General features: G+C 43.7%; 20 protein-coding genes, 1 pseudogene and 1 riboswitch. Of the genes and pseudogenes, 6 read left to right on the forward strand and 15 right to left on the reverse strand.

What is annotated here, in order from left to right:
* Positions 1 to 12: 12 nt before the first annotated feature.
* From NSQ49_RS08710 to NSQ49_RS08720, 3 genes are all read right to left on the reverse strand, one after another.
* Positions 13 to 1,014 carry a sensor histidine kinase gene (locus NSQ49_RS08710; RefSeq protein ID WP_159862189.1) on the reverse strand — a complete coding sequence of 334 codons (1,002 nt, stop codon included), beginning with the start codon at positions 1,012 to 1,014 and terminating at the stop codon, positions 13 to 15.
* Positions 1,015 to 1,028: 14 nt separating this feature from the next.
* A complete protein-coding gene (locus NSQ49_RS08715; RefSeq protein WP_159862190.1) occupies positions 1,029 to 1,718 on the reverse strand; it encodes a response regulator transcription factor in 690 nt (229 codons plus the stop codon).
* A gap of 73 nt (positions 1,719 to 1,791) precedes the next feature.
* Complete coding sequence (locus tag NSQ49_RS08720; RefSeq protein WP_311315953.1) at positions 1,792 to 2,127, reverse strand: hypothetical protein; 336 nt, start codon at positions 2,125 to 2,127, stop codon at positions 1,792 to 1,794.
* 363 nt (positions 2,128 to 2,490) lie between these two features.
* Here NSQ49_RS08720 and NSQ49_RS08725 point away from each other — a divergent pair, with 363 nt between their 5' ends.
* Positions 2,491 to 3,237, forward strand: a complete 747-nt coding sequence (locus NSQ49_RS08725) for an ABC transporter ATP-binding protein (RefSeq protein WP_159862191.1) — start codon at positions 2,491 to 2,493, stop codon at positions 3,235 to 3,237.
* A complete protein-coding gene (locus NSQ49_RS08730) occupies positions 3,234 to 5,189 on the forward strand; it encodes an ABC transporter permease (protein WP_251284541.1) in 1,956 nt (651 codons plus the stop codon). The genes NSQ49_RS08725 and NSQ49_RS08730 overlap by 4 nt, the downstream gene beginning before the upstream one ends.
* Positions 5,190 to 5,192: 3 nt before the next feature.
* Here the strand turns inward: NSQ49_RS08730 and NSQ49_RS08735 are convergent, their stop codons facing one another.
* The 9 genes from NSQ49_RS08735 to NSQ49_RS08775 all read right to left on the reverse strand — a co-directional run bounded on the left by NSQ49_RS08735 (position 5,193) and on the right by NSQ49_RS08775 (position 11,966).
* Positions 5,193 to 6,188, reverse strand: a complete 996-nt coding sequence (locus NSQ49_RS08735) for a sensor histidine kinase (protein ID WP_251284540.1) — start codon at positions 6,186 to 6,188, stop codon at positions 5,193 to 5,195.
* Positions 6,185 to 6,859, reverse strand: a complete 675-nt coding sequence (locus NSQ49_RS08740; protein WP_159862194.1) for a response regulator transcription factor — start codon at positions 6,857 to 6,859, stop codon at positions 6,185 to 6,187. Before NSQ49_RS08740 ends, NSQ49_RS08735 begins: the two co-directional genes overlap by 4 nt.
* A gap of 281 nt (positions 6,860 to 7,140) precedes the next feature.
* Complete coding sequence (locus NSQ49_RS08745) at positions 7,141 to 7,470, reverse strand: hypothetical protein (RefSeq protein WP_341070673.1); 330 nt, start codon at positions 7,468 to 7,470, stop codon at positions 7,141 to 7,143.
* Between the two features lie 15 nt (positions 7,471 to 7,485).
* A complete protein-coding gene (locus NSQ49_RS08750; RefSeq protein WP_159862196.1) occupies positions 7,486 to 7,827 on the reverse strand; it encodes a hypothetical protein in 342 nt (113 codons plus the stop codon).
* Between the two features lie 108 nt (positions 7,828 to 7,935).
* Entirely contained in the window at positions 7,936 to 8,421 is a 486-nt protein-coding gene (locus NSQ49_RS08755) for a nitroreductase family protein (RefSeq protein WP_159862197.1), read from the reverse strand.
* Between the two features lie 51 nt (positions 8,422 to 8,472).
* On the reverse strand, positions 8,473 to 9,723 hold the full coding sequence (locus NSQ49_RS08760) for a multidrug effflux MFS transporter (RefSeq protein ID WP_251284536.1): 1,251 nt from the start codon (positions 9,721 to 9,723) through the stop codon (positions 8,473 to 8,475).
* Between the two features lie 39 nt (positions 9,724 to 9,762).
* Positions 9,763 to 10,152, reverse strand: coding sequence for a hypothetical protein (locus tag NSQ49_RS08765; RefSeq protein WP_251284535.1), 390 nt, complete (start codon positions 10,150 to 10,152; stop codon positions 9,763 to 9,765).
* A 129-nt stretch (positions 10,153 to 10,281) separates the two neighbouring features.
* Entirely contained in the window at positions 10,282 to 11,181 is a 900-nt protein-coding gene (locus NSQ49_RS08770) for an EamA family transporter (RefSeq protein ID WP_251284534.1), read from the reverse strand.
* 92 nt (positions 11,182 to 11,273) lie between these two features.
* The gene (locus NSQ49_RS08775) at positions 11,274 to 11,966 is read right to left on the reverse strand and encodes a helix-turn-helix transcriptional regulator (protein ID WP_159862201.1); all 693 of its coding nucleotides are present in this window, start codon (positions 11,964 to 11,966) and stop codon (positions 11,274 to 11,276) included.
* Between the two features lie 650 nt (positions 11,967 to 12,616).
* On the opposite strand from NSQ49_RS08775, the gene NSQ49_RS08780 reads away from it, so the two are divergent.
* A protein-coding gene (locus tag NSQ49_RS08780; RefSeq protein WP_341070436.1) for an IS3 family transposase occupies positions 12,617 to 13,782 on the forward strand; the annotation gives its coding sequence in 2 pieces (ribosomal slippage) (positions 12,617 to 12,893 and positions 12,893 to 13,782; 1,167 coding nt in all).
* A gap of 74 nt (positions 13,783 to 13,856) precedes the next feature.
* Here the strand turns inward: NSQ49_RS08780 and NSQ49_RS08785 are convergent.
* From NSQ49_RS08785 to NSQ49_RS08795, 3 genes are all read right to left on the reverse strand, one after another.
* The gene (locus NSQ49_RS08785; protein ID WP_251283452.1) at positions 13,857 to 14,285 is read right to left on the reverse strand and encodes a DUF4181 domain-containing protein; all 429 of its coding nucleotides are present in this window, start codon (positions 14,283 to 14,285) and stop codon (positions 13,857 to 13,859) included.
* A gap of 105 nt (positions 14,286 to 14,390) precedes the next feature.
* On the reverse strand, positions 14,391 to 14,888 hold the full coding sequence (locus tag NSQ49_RS08790) for a methylated-DNA--[protein]-cysteine S-methyltransferase (protein WP_251283453.1): 498 nt from the start codon (positions 14,886 to 14,888) through the stop codon (positions 14,391 to 14,393).
* Positions 14,878 to 15,453, reverse strand: coding sequence for a bifunctional transcriptional activator/DNA repair enzyme AdaA (locus tag NSQ49_RS08795; protein WP_159862204.1), 576 nt, complete (start codon positions 15,451 to 15,453; stop codon positions 14,878 to 14,880). Before NSQ49_RS08795 ends, NSQ49_RS08790 begins: the two co-directional genes overlap by 11 nt.
* Before the next feature lie 119 nt (positions 15,454 to 15,572).
* Between NSQ49_RS08795 and NSQ49_RS08800 the strand changes: the two genes are divergently transcribed.
* The 3 genes and pseudogenes from NSQ49_RS08800 (at position 15,573) to NSQ49_RS08810 (ending at position 19,697) form a co-directional block, all read left to right on the forward strand.
* Positions 15,573 to 16,493, forward strand: a complete 921-nt coding sequence (locus NSQ49_RS08800; protein WP_251283454.1) for a DNA-3-methyladenine glycosylase family protein — start codon at positions 15,573 to 15,575, stop codon at positions 16,491 to 16,493.
* A 102-nt stretch (positions 16,494 to 16,595) separates the two neighbouring features.
* Positions 16,596 to 16,782, forward strand: a riboswitch (cobalamin riboswitch).
* Positions 16,783 to 16,922: 140 nt separating this feature from the next.
* Positions 16,923 to 19,199: pseudogene (gene metE / locus NSQ49_RS08805) on the forward strand (5-methyltetrahydropteroyltriglutamate--homocysteine S-methyltransferase); the annotation flags it as partial.
* 48 nt (positions 19,200 to 19,247) lie between these two features.
* Positions 19,248 to 19,697: an acyl-CoA thioesterase gene (locus tag NSQ49_RS08810; RefSeq protein ID WP_311315900.1), complete on the forward strand. Its 450-nt coding sequence runs from the start codon at positions 19,248 to 19,250 to the stop codon at positions 19,695 to 19,697.
* Positions 19,698 to 19,703 lie beyond the last annotated feature (6 nt).

The raw sequence follows: 19,703 nt of genomic DNA on the forward strand, positions 1-19,703 counted from the left end.
CTTTCACTTACCTTACAGGGCTGTAAGGTTCTGTGTTTCGCTAAAAATCAGCCTGAAAATTGTCCCTTTTCCGGGCTCGGATTCCAGTTCGATGCGATGGCCCAGATGATCAGCCGCCTCCTTCGTCAAGTACAGCCCCATACCTGTCGATTCCCTGAATTTCCGTCCATTCTCTCCTGTGTAAAAAGGTTCAAACACCCGGCGCTTGTCCGCTTCCGGAATCCCGACCCCATAGTCCTTCACTTCTAAGACAGCTTCCCCGTTTTTCTCAAAAATGTCGATATCAATCCGATTGCTCTTCCCTCTGGAATACTTGACCGCATTATTGATCAGCTGAGAAAGCATAAAAAACAGCCATTTCTCATCTGTCTCCACGATCATATCCTGCTTGTCCTGAATGAGATTTGGATACACCCCGTTCCGGATATAAAACCGTTTGTTCTCACCATTCACTTCATGAATGATTTTGGACAAGTGTACAGGTTTTATATGAAAATCCTGTTCGATTGTCCGGAGCCGCGCCATATAGAGGATGGTGTTCAAGCCCGTTTTCATCCGGTCCGTCTCTTCACGGATACTGGAGGAATCCGGTTCATCCAAGTTTTGTGCAATCAGCTCAATGACGGAAAGCGGCGTCTTCATCTGATGAACCCATTGATCCATAAACTTCAAATGCTCCTCCTGCCTGGATTCCAGCGCTTTGATTCCCGTCTGATAATGCCTGTACTGAACCTTTAGCAGATGATCAAGGGCCTTAGAAATCGGTGAATTTTCTGTTGTTTGAAAGGAATCGTCAAGGGAAGCAAGTTCCTCTGTCAGCCTTTGATAAAATTTGCGGCGGCTGGCATAGTGGTATGCCAGATAGGCTGTTAGAAAGAATAGGCCTAGGAAGATGCCATAGAGGGCAGGCAAAAGATGCCGATAGCCATCAAGCCAGTAAATGGCCAGAATCATAAAAAATTGAATGATCTGTACCCCGATTAGGAGTGCATGCTCTTTAAGGAATAATTTCATGTTTCTCCAGCCCTTCACCAGGTGACGATCAGACGGTAGCCTGCGCCTCTTACGGTTTCAACCGCCCCTGAAAGCCCGATTGCCTCGAATTTTTTTCGTACCCTCGCCATATTGACATTCAGCGTATTTTCATCCACATACACCTGCTCATCCCACAGCTTTTCCAGCAAATCTTCACGCCCGGCCACACGCGGGTACCGCTCCAGCAGACTTTCTATAATATCCGCTTCTTTTTTAGACAGCTGTACGGTTTTATCCTTGAAACACAATTCCAGCCTTTCCGGAAACAGCTTTAATCCCTCTGTCTCAAGCACCCGCTCCTGGGCCTGCGAGGCATATTCCCCGTAAGCCCGTCGCAGCTGGCTGCGGATTTTCGCCATCACAATTTCCGGATGAAACGGCTTGGTAATGAAATCATCGCCGCCATTCTCGAGCGCCATCACCTGATCCATCTCCCCTACCCGAGCCGAAATGAAAATAACCGGACAGATCGATTCCTTCCGGATTTGCCTGCACCAGTAATACCCATCAAAGCTCGGCAGATTTATATCCAGGAGCACAAGATCCGGTTTATGCCTATGAAACTCTTCCATCACATGATCGAATTGTTCCGCAGCCGCAGCTTCATAGCCATACTTCACTAAGTGTGACCTCAGGTGCTCTGCGATCTTCGGGTCATCCTCAATAATGAATATTTTCTTCATCCTCTCACTCCTTTGTCTTAGAAAATTATGCCATACGATATACAGGAAAAAAAGAGCTGCCTCAGCAGCCCTTCTAGAGGCAAGCTTTCTTTTCTAATGTACTGATCCATTTGTAATACCCCATCAGGATCATTAATAGAATCGGATTTACAAAGGCAGAATACCATAAATTCCACCATCCATAATGAAAGAAACCAAATGGATGAGGCAGCAGGGTGGCCGCTTCATAGCTCAGCAGGAAGATTTCCCAAATAATAAAGTAGCCCACCTTTTTCATAAAAGAGCCCGAAAAAGGATACCAATTAATAAACATCAAATTAACAGGCGGGATTAAAATGGTGTAGGACGGAAGTGCTTCCCAATCAATTCCTTGAGTAAAGTACCAGTATCCTTTGTACTTGAAATCCACAAAAATATCAAAGAATAATTGGAAGGCTATTGTAAAAATCCAGATATGGACAATTTTATTGACTGATATCCCTTTAATGGTCTTATATATATGATCAAATTAAACAGAACTACTGAAGCAATTTGTAAAATCATTTTCCACTCCGAAACTTTTTTTGGATAGTATTTGCAGTTTGGGGAAATTCAATCCTTTCTTGATACTCACTTAGGGACCAGTTTCCCAGCATATACAAATTGAACATGGATAGTGAAAAGTTAGACTGTTCTCCCCCAACATGACAAAAATGTCACTTTACATTCTGTTACATCGATGGCTGGCGGGAAGTATAGCCGGTATAGTGTGATAGTGAAGGAGGTCGAAAACATGACCAGAATGATACAAACCAAAAATCTATCAAAATCTTATGGGAAAACACAGGTCTTAAAGAATATTGATTTGACTGTTGAACAAGGGGAATTGACTGCCATTATGGGTCCGTCCGGATCCGGAAAAACCACCTTAATGAACACCCTGTCCACCATTGATGACTTTAGCGGGGGAAATGTATGGATAGAGGGAAATTCCCTATTAGATATGAAAAAGAAGGATCTGCGGTCGTTCCGCCAAAAAAGAATGGGATTTATTTTTCAGGATTATAACCTGCTGGATACTTTAACGGTGAAGGAGAATATCCTCCTCCCGCTTTCTCTCCAAAAAACACCTGTTGATGAAATGGAAAAGCGGTTAGCCAGATTGGTTGATGCCTTATCGATTGAATCCATTTTACATCAATACCCTTCTGAGATATCAGGCGGTCAGAAACAGCGGACAGCTGCCGCTAGGGCAATCATTACAAATCCCGCCATTGTGTTTGCTGATGAACCAACAGGTGCACTCGACTCCCGGTCTGCTACCCAGCTGCTGGAACAAATTCAATTACTCAATGAAACCTTCAGGACAACTGTTCTGATGATTACGCACGATCCCTATGCAGCCAGCTACTGTCAGCGTGTTATTTTTCTCCGTGATGGAAGAATCGTCAATGAAATGTTTAAAGGCGAGCAGACGGAAAAGGAATTCTTTGATCGCATCCTGACGATTCAAAGTGCTTTAGGAAGTGACCGGCGATGAACTTAGTGGATTTATCATGGAGAAATATGAAACGGAACTTCCGCTTGTATTCCATTTATTTCATCTCGATGTTTGTCGGCGTTGTCATTTACTTTACTTTCTCGGGTCTCATGTTTAATAAAGATGTAGTCGAAGCCATTCAAAATAAGGAAAACTACAAAATGGTTATTTCCCTGGCTTCGGTGATTGTCTTTTTGTTTATTGTCTTCTTTATTTTATATGCGAACTCTTTTTTCATGAAGCAGCGAAAAAAGGAATTCGGCATGTATTTGCTTTACGGCATGAAGGAGAGACAAATTGCCGCAATGGTCTTCTTTGAAACCTTATTCTTGAGCGCCATTTCAGTTTCCAGCGGGATTTTAATCGGTGGACTGCTATCGAAATTTTTCGGTGCGGTATTAATGAACTTAATGCGCTACAATGAGGACATTTCTTTTGCTTTTCCATTAGAGGCGATTGGATCAACTGTTCTGTTATTTGCCTTATTAATCATCATCATTACCATTCAAAGTTATGTAACTGTCCGGCGTGTCCAGTTAGTGGAATTGTTTCATGCAAAGGAAAAGATGGAAAAGCCATTTAGATTTTCTTTTGCCTTCGCGCTGCTGTCCATTCTATTGATTTCCGGGTCATACTATATGATTACCATAGGAGATACGGACATTTGGAAAAATCATTTTAATGAAACCTTAACAGCTGTAGCGGCGGCTTTGATTGCCGGGACCTATTTATTTTACCGGCAGTTCTCTGGCTGGATGCTCCAAAAGCTGAGCCAGCAGAAAAACTATTTTATGGGCAGTAAAATGTTATGGATCTCTTCTCTCCGTTTTTCCATTCGAGGAAATACAGTCAATTTCACCTTCAATTCACTGATTAGTGCGATTGTCATCTTTACAGTCGGATTTCTTGCTGTAGACTATGCCATGAAAAGCGAAGTGGTAAAAAAAGAGTACCCGAATCATTTTGCCTTTTCGACCCAGGATGATGAAACTCAAAGATATATTGAAAAAATGATGAATGAGTCTCACCCCATCCTTGGCCATGAAACCCTTACAGGAATTCAAACAGAAAAGATCCAAAACAGAAAGGCATTCTTTAGCTATCCCGAATATTACACCGAGGAATTTTACCTTTTCCCGGAGTCCCAATTAAATGCCATTGTTGATTTGAGAGGAACGGGAGAAAAAGTAGATATCGCCGGGGATGAGGCCATTGTATTAACAAGGGGGATTGATGAACCGGTAAAATATAAAGGTTCTCAGCCTGAAATAACCGTTTTGAAAGACCATACATTTCGTTTAGCGGAAAAAATACGGTACCCGCTGTTAACCATCCCAACGAGGCCTGGCGGAAAAACCAATCCGCAGCCTTCTGTGCTTATTGTTTCAGACGAGGCTTTTGAGGAATTAAGAAAAGAACGCACCCTTTTTTCATTTGAAATTTATCAAATTGAAGATCCCAAAACATCCAATGATGTATCACGGGAAATCCATGACATCGTGATGAAAACAGAAGGAGCCTATTATTCGGCCTATATTGATATGTATTCTATAGATACGGAGTCATCTTCTTTAATCTTGTTCTCTGTTGCCTTTTTTGCTGTTATTGCCTTGTTTGCTTTAGGGAGTGTGATTTATTTTAAACAGCTGCGCGAAGCTACAGAAGAACGGGAACACTACGCCATTCTGCGGAAAATCGGTGTGGACGACAAAGACATGAAAAAGATTATCCGCAAACAATTGCTGTTCGTATTTTTGCCTCCGCTCCTGCTGGGATTGCTTCACAGCTGGTTCCTTTTATATTATACGGTCATCCTGGTTATCAAAGATTTGCCTTCTTTAACGACCATTATTTTTTCCGTCATGGGATTATATGTTTTAACATATTTAATCTTTTACGCTTCATCTGTATCTATTTACTACAAAATTGTCAGCGAAAAAAACACACGATGAGCTTTACTCATCGTGTGTTTTTTTCATTAGTAAAAAGGGATCGCTATCAAGCGGGAAGTGAACGATAAATTGGGTGTATTCATTCACTTTCGACGTGCAGCTAATATAATGCCCCAGCTTATTGCACAGCTGCTGCGCTAAATATAAACCCATCCCGGTTGACTTCGAATGCAGCCGCCCCGTTTCTCCGGTAAAACCGCGATTAAATACTCTTGGAAGATCTTTTCTGCTGATGCCAATCCCATTATCCCGAATCACGAGCTGCTTTTCCTGCGGGGTTTCAAAAACGCTAATAGTGATTTCTCCGCCAGGTTCCGTATATTTCAAACTGTTTGTCAGAAGCTGATTGACAATGAAATGGAGCCATTTAGGATCACTTTGAACTTCAAGCTTATCTGCCTGTATGTGCAGGCGGATGTTTTTTGAAATAAACGACTTGGAGTGGGACTTTACAATATCCTTCGTAATCTTGATTATATCGCATTTCCGGATATCGTAATCCTGATTAAAGCTGTCCAGTTTAGCGTAATAGAGTGCTTGATCAACATAATTTTCAACTTTGGCGATTTCTTCCCTTAAACTGTCTGCATCCATATCAGTCTGCTGCAGCAGGCGAAGTACCGCAATCGGAGTTTTGATTTCATGAAACCAGCTTACGATAAAATCATAATGTTCCTTCTGTCTTTCCTGAATCCGATTCATCTCCCGGATATGTTCCCGCTTCAGCTCATCGATGTGGGCCTTAGCAAACTCTCCTTCCAGAGACAGGCTTTCATAATCCGATCTTTCTATTTGCCGGATCACACGCAGATTTTGCTGATACCGGTATAATAAAAACCCGATTAAGACAATCGAAGATAAGGTAAAGGCATAGAGGAATGTCCCCCACGCCAGGCTGCCATGGATATCAGTAAAAAAGATGGCGGCTGAAATCAGGAAGCTGATCAGGTAGAGGACGATATAAGCCTTTTCATAGGATAGATAGCGAAGGAAATTCATTCGATTATATACCCTAACCCTTTCCGAGTGACAATGAAGTCCTCTAGTCCAAGTGCGCCAATTTTCCGGCGCATCCGATTCACATTCACGGTCAGTGTATTATCATCAACAAACTGCTCCTCATTCCACAGCGCCTGCATTAAGTCATCCCTGGACACGATTTTTCCGATATTCCGCATCATCAGCTGCAAAAGGATGAATTCATTCCGGCTTAGCTCATTGCTTTTCCCATCCAATTCAATCGTTGAATTGGTTACATTTAATTTCAGGCCGCGATGGATCAGACGGATATTCTCCTCTTCCTGATAGGTATACTTCCGGCGGATGAGCGCACTGATTTTGGCAAGAAGGATATCCAAATCAAAGGGCTTCTGGATAAAATCATCCCCGCCCATATTAATAGCCATTATGATATCCATATTCTGATTTCTGGAGGAAAGGAAAATGATCGGCACCTTTGAAACCGAGCGTATTTGCTGGCACCAGTAATATCCATCAAAAACAGGAAGATTGATATCCAATAAAATCAGGTGTGGACTTGTCTGCTCAAATTCCGTCAGCACTTGATCAAACTGAGTTACCTCTACCACATCATATTGCCACTTTTTAAGCGTATCAGCGACAATCCGTCTTATTTTTTCATCGTCTTCGATCATCATGATTCTATACATAATATCCCTCTTTGCTGGAATAATGACTTCGTTTAAAATTTTTAAGATACTGCTATTATTCCATACTGTAATCCGGATTTGAAATGATCACCTTATTGCTTGAGCTCATCAAGAGTCTTAAACATTCTCAAATACACATCACGAATGGATTCATCGGTCAATTCGTCATTATACAGCGCATACTCCCAAGTTTGAAGGGAATCATTTTCTTCGGAAGTCAGAACTCCCACAGCATAGCTTTTGCCAGCCTCCCACTTCCATGAATCACTATATTCTGTGTCTTAACCTAAAAACGGGATATGACTGCTTGCCGATACAAAAAAGAACGGAATGGATGACTCTGCATAGGTATCTGCATATTTGGCTTCAGCCGCTTTAGCAAGATTCTTTTCAGTTATGATAACTGCTTCATAAGAGCTTAATTCCTCAGCTCTAAGTTCATCAATAGATAGTTCATTAAACTTCACTTGGTCTGCATCCAATCTTGGCGGGTCTCCAACGACCGCAATCCTTAATGCTTTTCCATCATACGGCTCGAGGTCAGGGGTTTGATTACAAGCTGATAATATAATGGCCAGGAATAGCAATATAGAAGAAAACTCTCTCGTCATAAGCTTCACCGTACCTTAGAAAAAATAAAAAATAGCCCCTAGTATCCCAATCATCATTAGGGCAAAACTCTTTTTAAACTGTCTCTGCCTGAATGTAGACACGCATGCTGTCACCAGCCCGATGAACACTAATCCGGAGCCTATATGCTGAATGATTTTGATTTCTGAAATGCTGCCGGTAATAAAGACTTGAAAACCTATGCAGCAGCCTCCAAAAGTCAGGAAAAAGAAAGGGTTCTTCAGCTCTATTTTCACATCCTGCTGTTCCTTTTTGCTCATTTTTTTATAAGCATTTTGAAAGAAGAAAAAGGGAGCCACCCATATAAATATGATTAATATTGCCTGGAAGAAAAACATATGAACTCCTCTCGCCATTCTATTAATCTACCACTTCAAAATTATACCATATTCTAACAATAACAAAAAAAAGCGCCCTCCAGTGGATAGGCGCCCTATAAACAATACTTATGATAAATGCCGTATTTTGCTATTGATCTGTGTACGCGGCTTCGCTTCCGGCACTTCTGCAGGATATCCTACACCGAAGATACCGACGACATCGTAATCTTCAGGGACATTTAACGTCAGTCTGGCTTTGGCAGAAGTCCCCAGAGAAGACCAGAAAGTCCCTACGCCTGATTCCCACGCCATCAGCATAAAGTTCTGGATAAAGCAGGATACGGCAGCCATATTCTCTGTTCGCTCCAGAGCTGTTGCTCCATGCTTGGACAGAATCGCTAGCACAATGGGCGCTCCCCCGAAATCGGTTTTATGATTCAGCTTAGCCCTTGTTTCCGGGCCAGCAAATAAAACTTCCCAAGGCTCCGTCATTTTGTGGTTGGGCGCCATGGTCGCAGCCTCCAGCCAGGAGATGATGGCACTTTGCTCCACTGCATCCGGTTTGAATTTTTTGATGTTGCGGCGAGTCGTGATTATTTTCTGTATATCCATTGTTCATTTCCCCTTTCATTTATCATTCATTTTACTGGATTAATAGATTATTTACATCACAGCCTTCTCATTATCAATGGATTTCCCGCTGGGCCGGGCTGCCAGGAACAAATAGGACAGTACAGCCCCGGCACTTGCGCATGCTATGACAATCCCCATCGATATCGCCGGGCTGTCTCCTAAGCCGACAAGGGGAGCCACACAACCTCCAAAGATTAAGGACAGTACCCCCAGTAATGCAGAGGCACTTCCTGCCGACTTGCCCTGGTTTTGCATGGCAAGCGAGAAGCCTGAAGTACTCACCACCCCAATACTTGATACAACAAAGAATAACGGCAGCAAAATAGCGTACAAGCCTGCATCTAAAAGAAGCATGATTAATAGAGCAATAGCCCCAATGAAAGAGATGCATATGCCAGCCGTAAAAAGCTTCCTTTCGCTGATCCTCCCCGCCAGTCTTCCCGTTATTTGACTGGAAATGATGATTCCGAGACCATTGATGGCAAAGATCAGGCTGAACATCTGCGGGGTCGCCCCATAAATGTTCTGAAGGACGAAGGGTGAGCCGGATATATACGCAAACATGGCGGCAAACACCAGGCCTTGCGACAATGCATACCCTATGAAACTTCGATTCAATAAGAGCTGCTGAAAGGTCGATAATGTGTTTTTTATGCCGCCCTGTGAACGGGAACCGTCTGGCAGCGTCTCTGGCAAACCAAATAGTACGACAAGAAACATCACCAGGCCAATTACACTCAAAACGATAAACACTCCCTGCCAGGGAGCAATCCGCAATAACTGGCCGCCAAGTATAGGAGCAAGGATGGGGGCCACACCATTCACCAAAGCCAGCAGAGAGAAAAACTTAGTCAGTTCCGTGCCTGAGTATAGATCCCGGACAATCGCACGGGACATGACAATCCCGGCTGCCCCGGCCAGACCCTGAATAAACCTCAGCACAATCAAGCCCCAGATGGACTGGCTAAAGGCGCACAGCAAAGAAACGCCAAAATAAATGAGTAATCCTATAAGAAGCGGCTTTCGGCGTCCGCGAACATCACTGAGCGGCCCTGCAAGCAGCTGGCCTAGGGATAAACCGAGCAGAAAAAAGGTTAAACTTAGCTGTACAAGGGACGGCTTGGTATGCAGGTCATTCGCGATATCAGGCAGAGCCGGCAAATACATGTCGATGGATAACGGAGCAAACGCTGCTAAAGTACCAAGCACGAGCGCCATCCATAATCGCCTGGATTTTGAAGGACCCGGGGTATTTCTTATACTTTCTAAAGAATCATTCATTGGTTTTCCTGCCTTTTCCTATGAATTTGGACTTTGAGCTTAAAGATTATTGATAAGAATCCGTATGGCTTCTGAAACATCCACCTTTTTTTCCTGGCAGAAATGATTCAGCTTTTTGAACATCTCTTCGTCGAGCCTGACATGGATGGAATGCTTAAGTTTTTGGCCTTCAGGCTTCTTGGGCCGGCCCCTTCCAATTTTCCGCTGTCCTTTTTCGTCCCTCCAAACGGCTATGGTCACATACCCGTCTTTTTCCAGCCATTTATGAAGATCATTTTCCTTCCAAATGCGCGCTGCATCATTCTCATGCTTTTTCAGATATTCTGTAAGATCCTCACTTTCAAGACCTTTCTTTTTCGCTTTATGGATCATCTTATTTCTAAGAAACTCTTCGTATTGTTCGAATGATGTAAAGGTTTGTTCTTTCATAAACCCTCCGGATTATTTTTTGTTCTACAAAAAATAATAAAGAAGTTTATTTCACAATGCAATCTTTTTTGTGCTACAAAAAAAGAAAGCCAAATTTCTCCGGGAGAAGTTTGGCTTTCCATATGAATATCAATGTTTCTGAACCACCCCAGGCTCAAGATCTCTTTCTGAACTTTTTGAAGACACAATCAATACACCAATTCCAAGCAGTAAGAGAAGGATCCCTAACCAGGAAGTCATGTTTAAAGATTCCTCTAATAGAAAAACACCTAATAATGCTGCAGTTAAAGGCTCGGCCAGCGCAAGTGTAACAGCTGTTGAAGAGGAAACATAGACAAGCCCTTTTGAAAAAAGGAAATAGGCAATTCCCGTAGCCAGAATCCCCAGGTGCAGGCTAACAGTCAACCCCCGAACACTCCCAAGCCAGGACATGTCAAAAATAATTAAGAATGGCGATAGAAAGATGGCACTTAGTGTGAATACAACGGCAACGACTGATAGTGATGAATAATTTTCAACCAGATCCCTGCTGACAAGTGTATAGCATGCAAATGTTAAACCAGCCCCCAATGCCATGAATAGTCCCGCCGGGTCCATTTGAACGGAATTTTTGTTCACGAAAAGCAAAACACATCCCAAAACGGACAAGAAGGTAGAACACCACCAAATGGCAGACGGGCGTTTTTTTAAATAGAGCCATTCAAGAAATCCCGATAAGACCGGCGCACTCCCGATCGCTGTTACGGTACCAATGGCCACTCCTGTAAGGGTGACCGCTGAAAAGAACAATGGCTGGTACAGGGCCATACAAAGTGATGCCATCAGGGTATTCTTAATTGGCCAATTTTTCAGGTCCAGTTTCCCTGCCATCAGAACCATGAATAATAAAAATAAACCACCTGCCGCCAGACGGGCAGCCCCGATGGCAATCGGGTGTGCGCTTTCCGGAGCAAATGCCTGTGTGGTACCCGTAGTCCCCCAGAGCACTCCGGCAAGCAATATAAAAAATGGAGCTGCTTTCCCGTTCATGTTATCACCTCAATAAAAAAAGATAAAAGGAATCATTAAACTTATCTTAGAAAAATTCCTGAGAATTTTCTTTACCAAGTTTAATATCCCTTTTATCCATTCTTAAGGATCCTGTATTTTTGTGGTGCTATTCCTTCACAGCGGGTGAACCACCGGGTAAAGGAGGAAGAATTTTCGAAGCCTAATTCCCCGCTGATCACCGACATGGACCAGGAGGTTGACATTAATAAATGCTTCGCCTCTTTCAAACGGAGATCAGATATATAGGCTTTGGGACTTCTCCCGGTTTTCTTCTTAAACCATGCGGAATAATAGGCCGGATGATAATGTTCGATTTTCGCTAAAGTCTCAAGCCGGATGGACTCCTTAAAATGCCTATGAATATAGTCAACCGACGGGGGCTTGGCGATTTGCAGTTTGCTGGCCACATATCTGGTCAAATCTGCCAGGGAGGATGCACTCCCCTGATTCCCCGCCTCTTCAAGCAGCAAATAACGGATCGAAGCCCATTGCTGATCCAGCTGAATGTACATGCTGCTGGAATCTTCCGGCAAATAAGCTATCGGGATATCCAGGATCAAAAACTCATTCCGGTCCATCGACCTATAGTTATGATCAACCCCTTGCGGAAGGAAAAAGCAATAGTCCGGGCTAAGCTTGATTTCCTGCCATTTCGTCTTGATATCCAAGGATCCCTGTAACGGGAAAAGAAACTGGCCAAATTCATGCTGATGCGAATGAAACTCACTGGGATAGGATCTTTTTTCGCAGGTGATGCTTTGCATTAAACTCCCTCCTAGTCTTTAATTTATTATAATCCGAAACTAAGAGGGATGAAAGATTGGGTAATGAAATCTATACTTAATAAAAAGCCAAATGTCACATGATGGGGATAAAATGGGGGTGGCATCCGGATGGCAAATTTCTTTAGAATAGTCAATGCGATTATCTTATGAGCCCTCGTCATTAAGTTTCTTCCAAAGAATCTTTAAAAAGATATTTGCCGGTCACACTGTTCTTCGCAGGTAATTACTTACACTTTCTCTTCTTAAAGGCGGCACTAAATTTCTTATATTTGATGCCCCTGCTTTCATATACGAGCCATTTTTTAACTTGTGGATCTTTCATTTTACATTGCAGATTCTCAATTTATGCCTTAACCAACCTCATCATGGACCTATTATTTGCTTTTCCCTTGAGTGCACTGGTTCAAAAATTGGTCATTATAAATTAAATAATAAACTCAATGGGCTTATTTATAATGTACTATGCTTTCGCATTAAAATTACGGATTTCAAATGATTTTCGAAAAGGAGATTAACCGCCTCAGTAAAAAGCCCATCAGTATGTAGAGTGACCCAGTAAAATGAGACAAGGAAAAAACACCCCCTGAATCGTATTTAATATCTATACGATTTTTGGAGGTGTTTTTCTTATGGGGACAAGAGTTCATTATCCAGAAGAAATAAAGTGGGAAGCGATTAAGTTAAAGCAAAAGGGATTAAGCAATCAGGCAATTATGGAACAGCTCGGAATTAGAAATGTTTCACAAATCAAAACTTGGATGAAATGGCATAGAGAAGGTCAGGTTCACCGGTTTTCTCAGCCCGTAGGCAAACAATACACGTATGGTAAGGGGCCAGACGAATTAAGTGAAGTAGATGAATTAAGAAGGAAGAATAAACAATTGGAGATGCAGCTGGATATTTTAAAAAAGTACCAAGAGATAGAAAGGAGCTGGAGCCGCAAGTCGTGTTAAAAGTCGTAGAGGAGCTGTCTTCTGTGTATTCTATAATCAGTATTTTAGGTACCTTGGAAGTACCAAAAGCTACTTATTATCGGTGGAAGAAAAAGTATATTCACACCATAATGAGTCCATTAGAAGAGCTTATAGTACATCTTTGCGAGGAAAATCATTTTCGTTATGGTCACCGGAAAATTAAAGCTCTTCTCAAACGAAATCATCGGGTTGATGTTAATCGGAAGACAGTCCAAAGAATTATGCAAAAATACAAAGTGCAATGCCAGATAAAGGTGAAGCGACCTAAATACTTAAATGGAGAAACCAATATTATTGTTGAAAACTTATTAAATCGGCAATTTAGAGCAGATAAGCCGAATGAGAAGTGGGTCACAGATATTACATATCTGCCTTATGGTCCATCAATGGTCTATCTGTCGACAATTATGGATTTGTACAACAATGAAATTGTAGCGTTTAAGGTGAGCACAAGCCAGGAAACTCAATTGGTTTTAAGCACCCTTCGGGAAGCTCTAGAAAAAAGAAAACCAGCTGAAGGAATCATGATTCATACGGATCAGGGGGCTGTGTATACCTCCTATGCGTTTCAGAATATGGCAAAAGAAAACGGCATGATCACAAGCATGTCCCGAAAGGGAAACTGCCATGATAATGCCGTCATCGAATCCTTTCACTCCTCGCTAAAGTCGGAAGGATTCAAAGATCAAAAAAGATCTTCTCTTTCTCATTGTAAGTTAGTAAATATCGTAAATCAATATATGAGTTATTATAACGAAATACGCATTCAGGCAAAATTAAACTACCTGTCCCCTATTGAATATAGAGGACAGGCAGCATAGGTGTTTTTTCTAAGTCTCAAAACCGCGGGTCAGTCCATATGCATATCCGCTTTTTTTAACCAAGCTGCTACATTCTATAGCATCCAGAAAAAATCAGTCTTAATGGCAGTAATGAACAAAATGATGGAAAAAAACAAACAGCCTAGAGTTACAATAAAAGCCCTGCGGTTTTCGGCAAATTTCCACTCCATAATCGCTTGAACCGTCTCCGTAACAACGATTAATAACATTAGCAAAAACCAAGGCTCCCAATACCAGAGCGATTCCTCGAAGTCTCTTTCAATATTAATTCCAAATCCAATAAAGAGGAGCACGATGAAGGAAATCCGAATCGTCCAATCTATTTTTTTATGTTTGTCATTAACATGGCTATAAGAAAAAAACTTTCTCTTCTCAACCTTGAGCCATTTTCTCAATCCCAGCTCGAATGAATACATCAATACTCCTGCAATCGTTACAATAAGGAGAAGCTTTGGCCCAAACATCGGATCCGCTCCATACATACCTTCCTCCCCTTTCTCCTTATTCTTATCTATATCTACGCATGAGAGTGGGAAAAGTTCCCTTAATGAGCTGCAGAAAAAACAAGGCTGAAGAGGACCATCTCTTCAGCCTTGTTTCTCTAATTTAAGCAGAGTCTGCTTCATTTTAATGCCCCCGCGATAGCCGGTGATCGCACCATTTTTGCCGATGACCCGATGGCATGGAACCGCGATTAACAGTGGATTGGCACCGATTGCTTTCCCTGCTGCCCTCACTGCCTGCGGCCTGTTTATTTTCTCTGCGATGTCAGAATAAGTGACTGTTTGTCCATAAGGGATATGTGCCAGTGCCTCCCAGACTTCCTCTTGAAACGGAGTGCCTTTCACATCCAGGTCCATTGAAAATGCTTGTCTTTTTCCCAGAAGAAATTCCTGTATTTCGGTCATGTATGGCTGCAATGCTTTATTATTTTCCACCAGCACTGCAGCTGGAAAATATATTCCCAGCGACCTTTCAAAATCCTTAAACTCCGAGTCACATCCTATATAGCAGAGGCCCTTTTCTGTTCTGGCCAGATACAGGCTCCATTCTCCTTCCTCAAGCTTCGCCCATTCAATGTTCATTCTTCCGCTCCTCCCTTGTTTTGTTTCTATATGCAGCAGGTGTTGTACCCAGCTTCTTTTTAAATAAAGAGATAAAATAAGGGGTGCTGGGGAATCCTGCTGATGCACCGACATCGGCTATCGATTGCTCCCCTGCCTCCAGCAGATGGATGGCTTTTTCGAGCCGGAGATCCTGAATATATTCTGCGGGCGACTTCCCGGTGACACGTTTGAACACCCGCTGCAAATGATAGGGACTTCCATGAAAGAGGTCCCCCAGTTGCTGTAATGTAATCGGATCCTTATAATGCTGATCGATCCACCCGGTTATTTGCTTAATCCATACTTCTGCAGGCAGGCTGAGGCCATCCGGTTTGCAGCGCTTGCATGGCCTGAAATTTTGCGCCAGTGCTTGAGCGGCATTTTTAAAAATAGTGACATTTCCAATATTGGGAACTCTCGACCGGCACGACGGCCTGCAGAAAATTCCTGTCGTTTTAACGCCATAAAGAAAGAGCTCATCATAGGATTTGTCGCAATCCTTTATTGCGTTCCAATATTCTTCCGGAATCTGTTCATAAGCCACATGCACTCACCTCTGCTAAAAAGTATACACAAAAAAGAGGCTAAAACAGCGAAATCCTTAATATAAACGCAAGATAACGTAATCCTGAAAACTTACAATAAAGAAAAGGAGGAATGCAAATGAACTCTCATTTTGTTAACTGGAAAGAGGCTGAAAATGGCCTGGTCCTTTTCACCCCGCCTGACTTCAGCTTTTCCGAAAACCTGCGATATTTGTCACGATCGGCAAATGAATGCCTTTATGAGATTTCTGGGGAGACAATTAGACACGCCCTTTCCATCAGAGATGAAAAGCTGCTGCTTGAAATAAGCAGCGCTGCAGATCATTTTCTATCTGTCAGGATTCATAAGCCTGTCCCTCATCAAATGAAAGGAGAAATTGCCGCATTTATTCATGATTGGTTCGACCTGGGGACCAGCCTGACCCCATTTTATGAGATGGCACAAACAGACCCCTTGCTGAAAATGCCTGCTGAGCAATTTTTCGGACTGCGGGTGATGGGCATTCCCGATTTATTCGAGGCTCTTGCCTGGGGAATCCTTGGCCAGCAGATTAACCTTACATATGCATATACACTAAAGCGGCGGCTCGTTGAAAAATTTGGGGAGTGCCTGAATTACGACGGGAGCAGATACTGGCTTTTTCCTTCTGCTGAAACAATAGCGGGGTTAACCATGGAGGATCTGGCCGACTTAAAAATGACCGTGAAAAAGTGTGAATATCTCATTGATGTGGCTCGCTTAATGGCAAATGGCGAGCTATCGAAAGAGGACCTGCTTAAGGAGGGAGATGTAAAAGCTGCCGAAAAAAAGCTAACGAAAATACGCGGCATCGGACCCTGGACCGCCCATTATGTCCTCATGCGGTGCCTGCGCTTCCCGAACGCTTTTCCTATCGATGATGTCGGCCTGCATAATGCGATTAAAGTGATCTCAGGCTCTGAAAGGAAGCCTGCGAGAGAGGAAATTCTGAAATATTCAGCCCGCTGGGAGAAATGGGAAGCATACGCTGCTTTTTATTTGTGGAGAGTTCTGTACTAAAAATCTTTTGACAGCATCAGTATCCCATGCTAGTATTTTCTTTAAATTTAAATTTTTTAAATTTTCGCGAGGGTTTCCGAAACCCGCGCACAACCAGACAATTTCATAACGAATGCTTCAGGTGCTGAACGATCTTGTTCAGTTAAAAGGGAAGACCGGTTAAAAGCCGGCGCGGTCCCGCCACTGTATTGGGGAGCGGCTTATATCAAACCACTGTTTCATCTGAAATGGGAAGGGTTAAGCTGCGGTGAACCAGAGCCAGGAGACCTGCCTGTTGTATGCACTTGTACTCTACGGGTATATAGAGAGGAGTGAGATAAGCAAGTTGGGGAAGCCCCGACTCTATTTAACTATGCACAACTATCTCTCTTTTCAATGAAAAGAGAGATTTTTTATTTTACAGAGAAAAAGGACGGGAGTGTTGTCAGATTGAGTAAAGTGAAGAGTTCGAGCTTAGGATATCCTCGTATTGGAGAACAGAGAGAATGGAAAAAGGCGCTGGAGCAGTTTTGGAAGGGCGCTACTGAAAAAGAAGATTTTTTAAAGCACATGGAGGAGCTGCGCCTGAATCATCTGAAAAAACAGCTGGACCAGGGCATTGATCTGGTTCCTGTCGGCGATTGGAGCATGTACGATCACATGCTGGATACGGCTGTTATGTTTGGGCTGGTGCCAAAACGTTTCGACTATACCGGCGGCAAGGTCACACTGGAGACCTATTTTGATATGGCCCGGGGAAGCGCTTCTGCTGTTGCGTGTGAAATGACAAAATGGTTTAACACCAACTACCATTATATCGTTCCCGAGCTGGACCAGCATACTCCTTTCCTGTCTGAAAACCGGCCGCTCCAGTTCTTTAAAGAAGCGAAGCAAAAGCTCGGCATCACAGGCAAACCGGTCATCATCGGCCCCATCACCTTTGTCAAATTAGCGAAAGGCTATAAAAAGGCCGAACTCGCTCAAATGGTGCACCTGTTTGTGCCTTTGTATGCCCAGATACTCAAAGAACTTGAGGAAGCCGGTGCTGAATGGGTGCAGATGGATGAGCCGATTCTATGCAGCACGCTCACCCATGAAGACAACCAGCTTTTTAAAGATGTGTACGGGCTATTAAGCGAAGCAGTCCCGGGCATCAAGCTGATTCTTCAGACTTATTTTGATTCAGTGGAATTTTTTAGAGAAGTAGTCTCCCTCCCTGTTCACGGGATAGGCCTTGATTTTGTCCATGATGATGGACGGAACCTGGAAGCCTTGAAGAAATTTGGATTTCCAAAGGATAAAACGCTGGCCGTCGGTGTGATTGATGGCCGCAATATTTGGAGAGCTGATTTGGAGAAATGCTTCAGGCTGCTGGAGGAAGTTTCCGAATACACTGAGAACCTGATTGTCCAGCCGGCTTCTTCTCTCCTGCATGTTCCGGTTACTGTTAAAAATGAAGAAGAATTGCATCCTGTATTAAAAAACAGCCTCTCTTTTGCGAATGAAAAGCTGCGGGAAATCGCCATTCTTTCAGATGTACTTCAAAACAGCAGAGAGAAAGCGGCCGATGAAATAGCCGCAAGCTCAGCTGCCAATCGAACATTCGCGGACCTGCCCGAACGAAAGCATCAGGAGGTAAGAGAAAAAATGGCGAACCTTCAGGCATTGAACAGGGAACGGTCCGCTCTCTTTGAAGTCCGGCATCAGGCGCAGGAAGCTGCCTTTAAGCTGCCGATTCTTCCAACAACCACCATCGGCAGCCTTCCACAGACAGCTGAGGTCCGGAAAGAGCGCCTTAAATGGCGTAAAGACGAGATCACACATGAGGCCTATGAACAATTTATACAGGCTGAGATCAAAAAATGGATCAGCATTCAGGAAGATCTGGGATTGGATGTGCTGGTCCACGGGGAATTCGAGCGGACCGACATGGTTGAATATTTCGGCGAAAAGCTGGGCGGCTTTCAATTCACGAAATGGGGCTGGGTGCAATCCTATGGGTCACGGTGTGTCAAACCGCCGATCATTTATGGGGATGTGTTTTTCAAGGCACCGATGACACTGAAGGAATCCGTCTATGCGCAGTCTCTGACATCCAAGCCGGTAAAAGGGATGCTGACAGGACCTATCACCATTCTGAACTGGTCATTTGTCCGGAATGATCTGCCCCGCTATGCAGTAGCAAACCAGATTGCTCTGGCATTAAGAAAAGAGATCGAAACCCTTGAGGAGCACGGTATCCGGATGATCCAGGTGGATGAGCCCGCACTAAGGGAAGGGCTTCCTTTAAAAAGGAAGAATTGGGACAGCTACCTGCATGCAGCTGTGGATGCCTTTAAACTGGCTACGGCATCTGTGAAAAATGATACCCAAATCCATACCCATATGTGCTACTCCAATTTCAAAGATATTATCGAAGCCATTGATGCACTGGATGCAGATGTCATTTCCATCGAAACCTCCAGAAGCCATGGCGAGCTGATTGGGGCCTTTGAGGAAAGCATCTATTCGAAGGGCATTGGACTTGGCATTTATGATATTCACAGTCCACGGGTACCAAGTGTGGAGGAAATGACCCGTAATATTGACCGGGCACTGAAGGTCCTGGATCCAAGGCTGTTCTGGATTAACCCGGACTGCGGCCTGAAAACACGCGGCATAGCAGAAGCCACCGGGGCATTGGCCGTGATGGTGGATGCCGCGCGTCAGGCCAGGGAAAAACTGCTGGCCCAATGGCTTGAAGCGGAAACTGCAGAGAATACCCATTCAACAGAAGTGTCGAAAACCGTCCAGACCCGATTGGTCCTCCCGCCTGACACAAACCATCTGCAGACGATCTTTGGCGGAAAAGTGCTGGCCTATATTGACGAAATTGCGGCACTGGCGGCTATGAAGCATGCCAACAGCGCGGTCGTGACTGCCTCCATTGACTCGGTCGATTTCCTCTCGTCTGCTAAAGTCGGGGATGCGTTAAGCCTGGAAGCCTATGTCACTTCCACTGGCCGGACATCAATGGAGATTTACGTGAAAGTCACGTCAACGAACCTCCTGACAGGCGAAAGCACACTGACGACCGAGTCCTTCCTGACCATGGTTGCCGTAGATGAAAGCGGGAAGCCGGTTCCGGTTCCGAAAGTCATCCCATTAACAGATGAAGAAATCCGGCTGCATGCAACGGCAGCTGCAAGGAAGGAACACCGGATCAATCGGGCGAGCATCCGCTGATGAGGG

The sequence above is a fragment of the Cytobacillus sp. FSL R5-0377 genome (assembly GCF_038004385.1).
Classification (GTDB): domain Bacteria; phylum Bacillota; class Bacilli; order Bacillales; family Cytobacillaceae; genus Cytobacillus.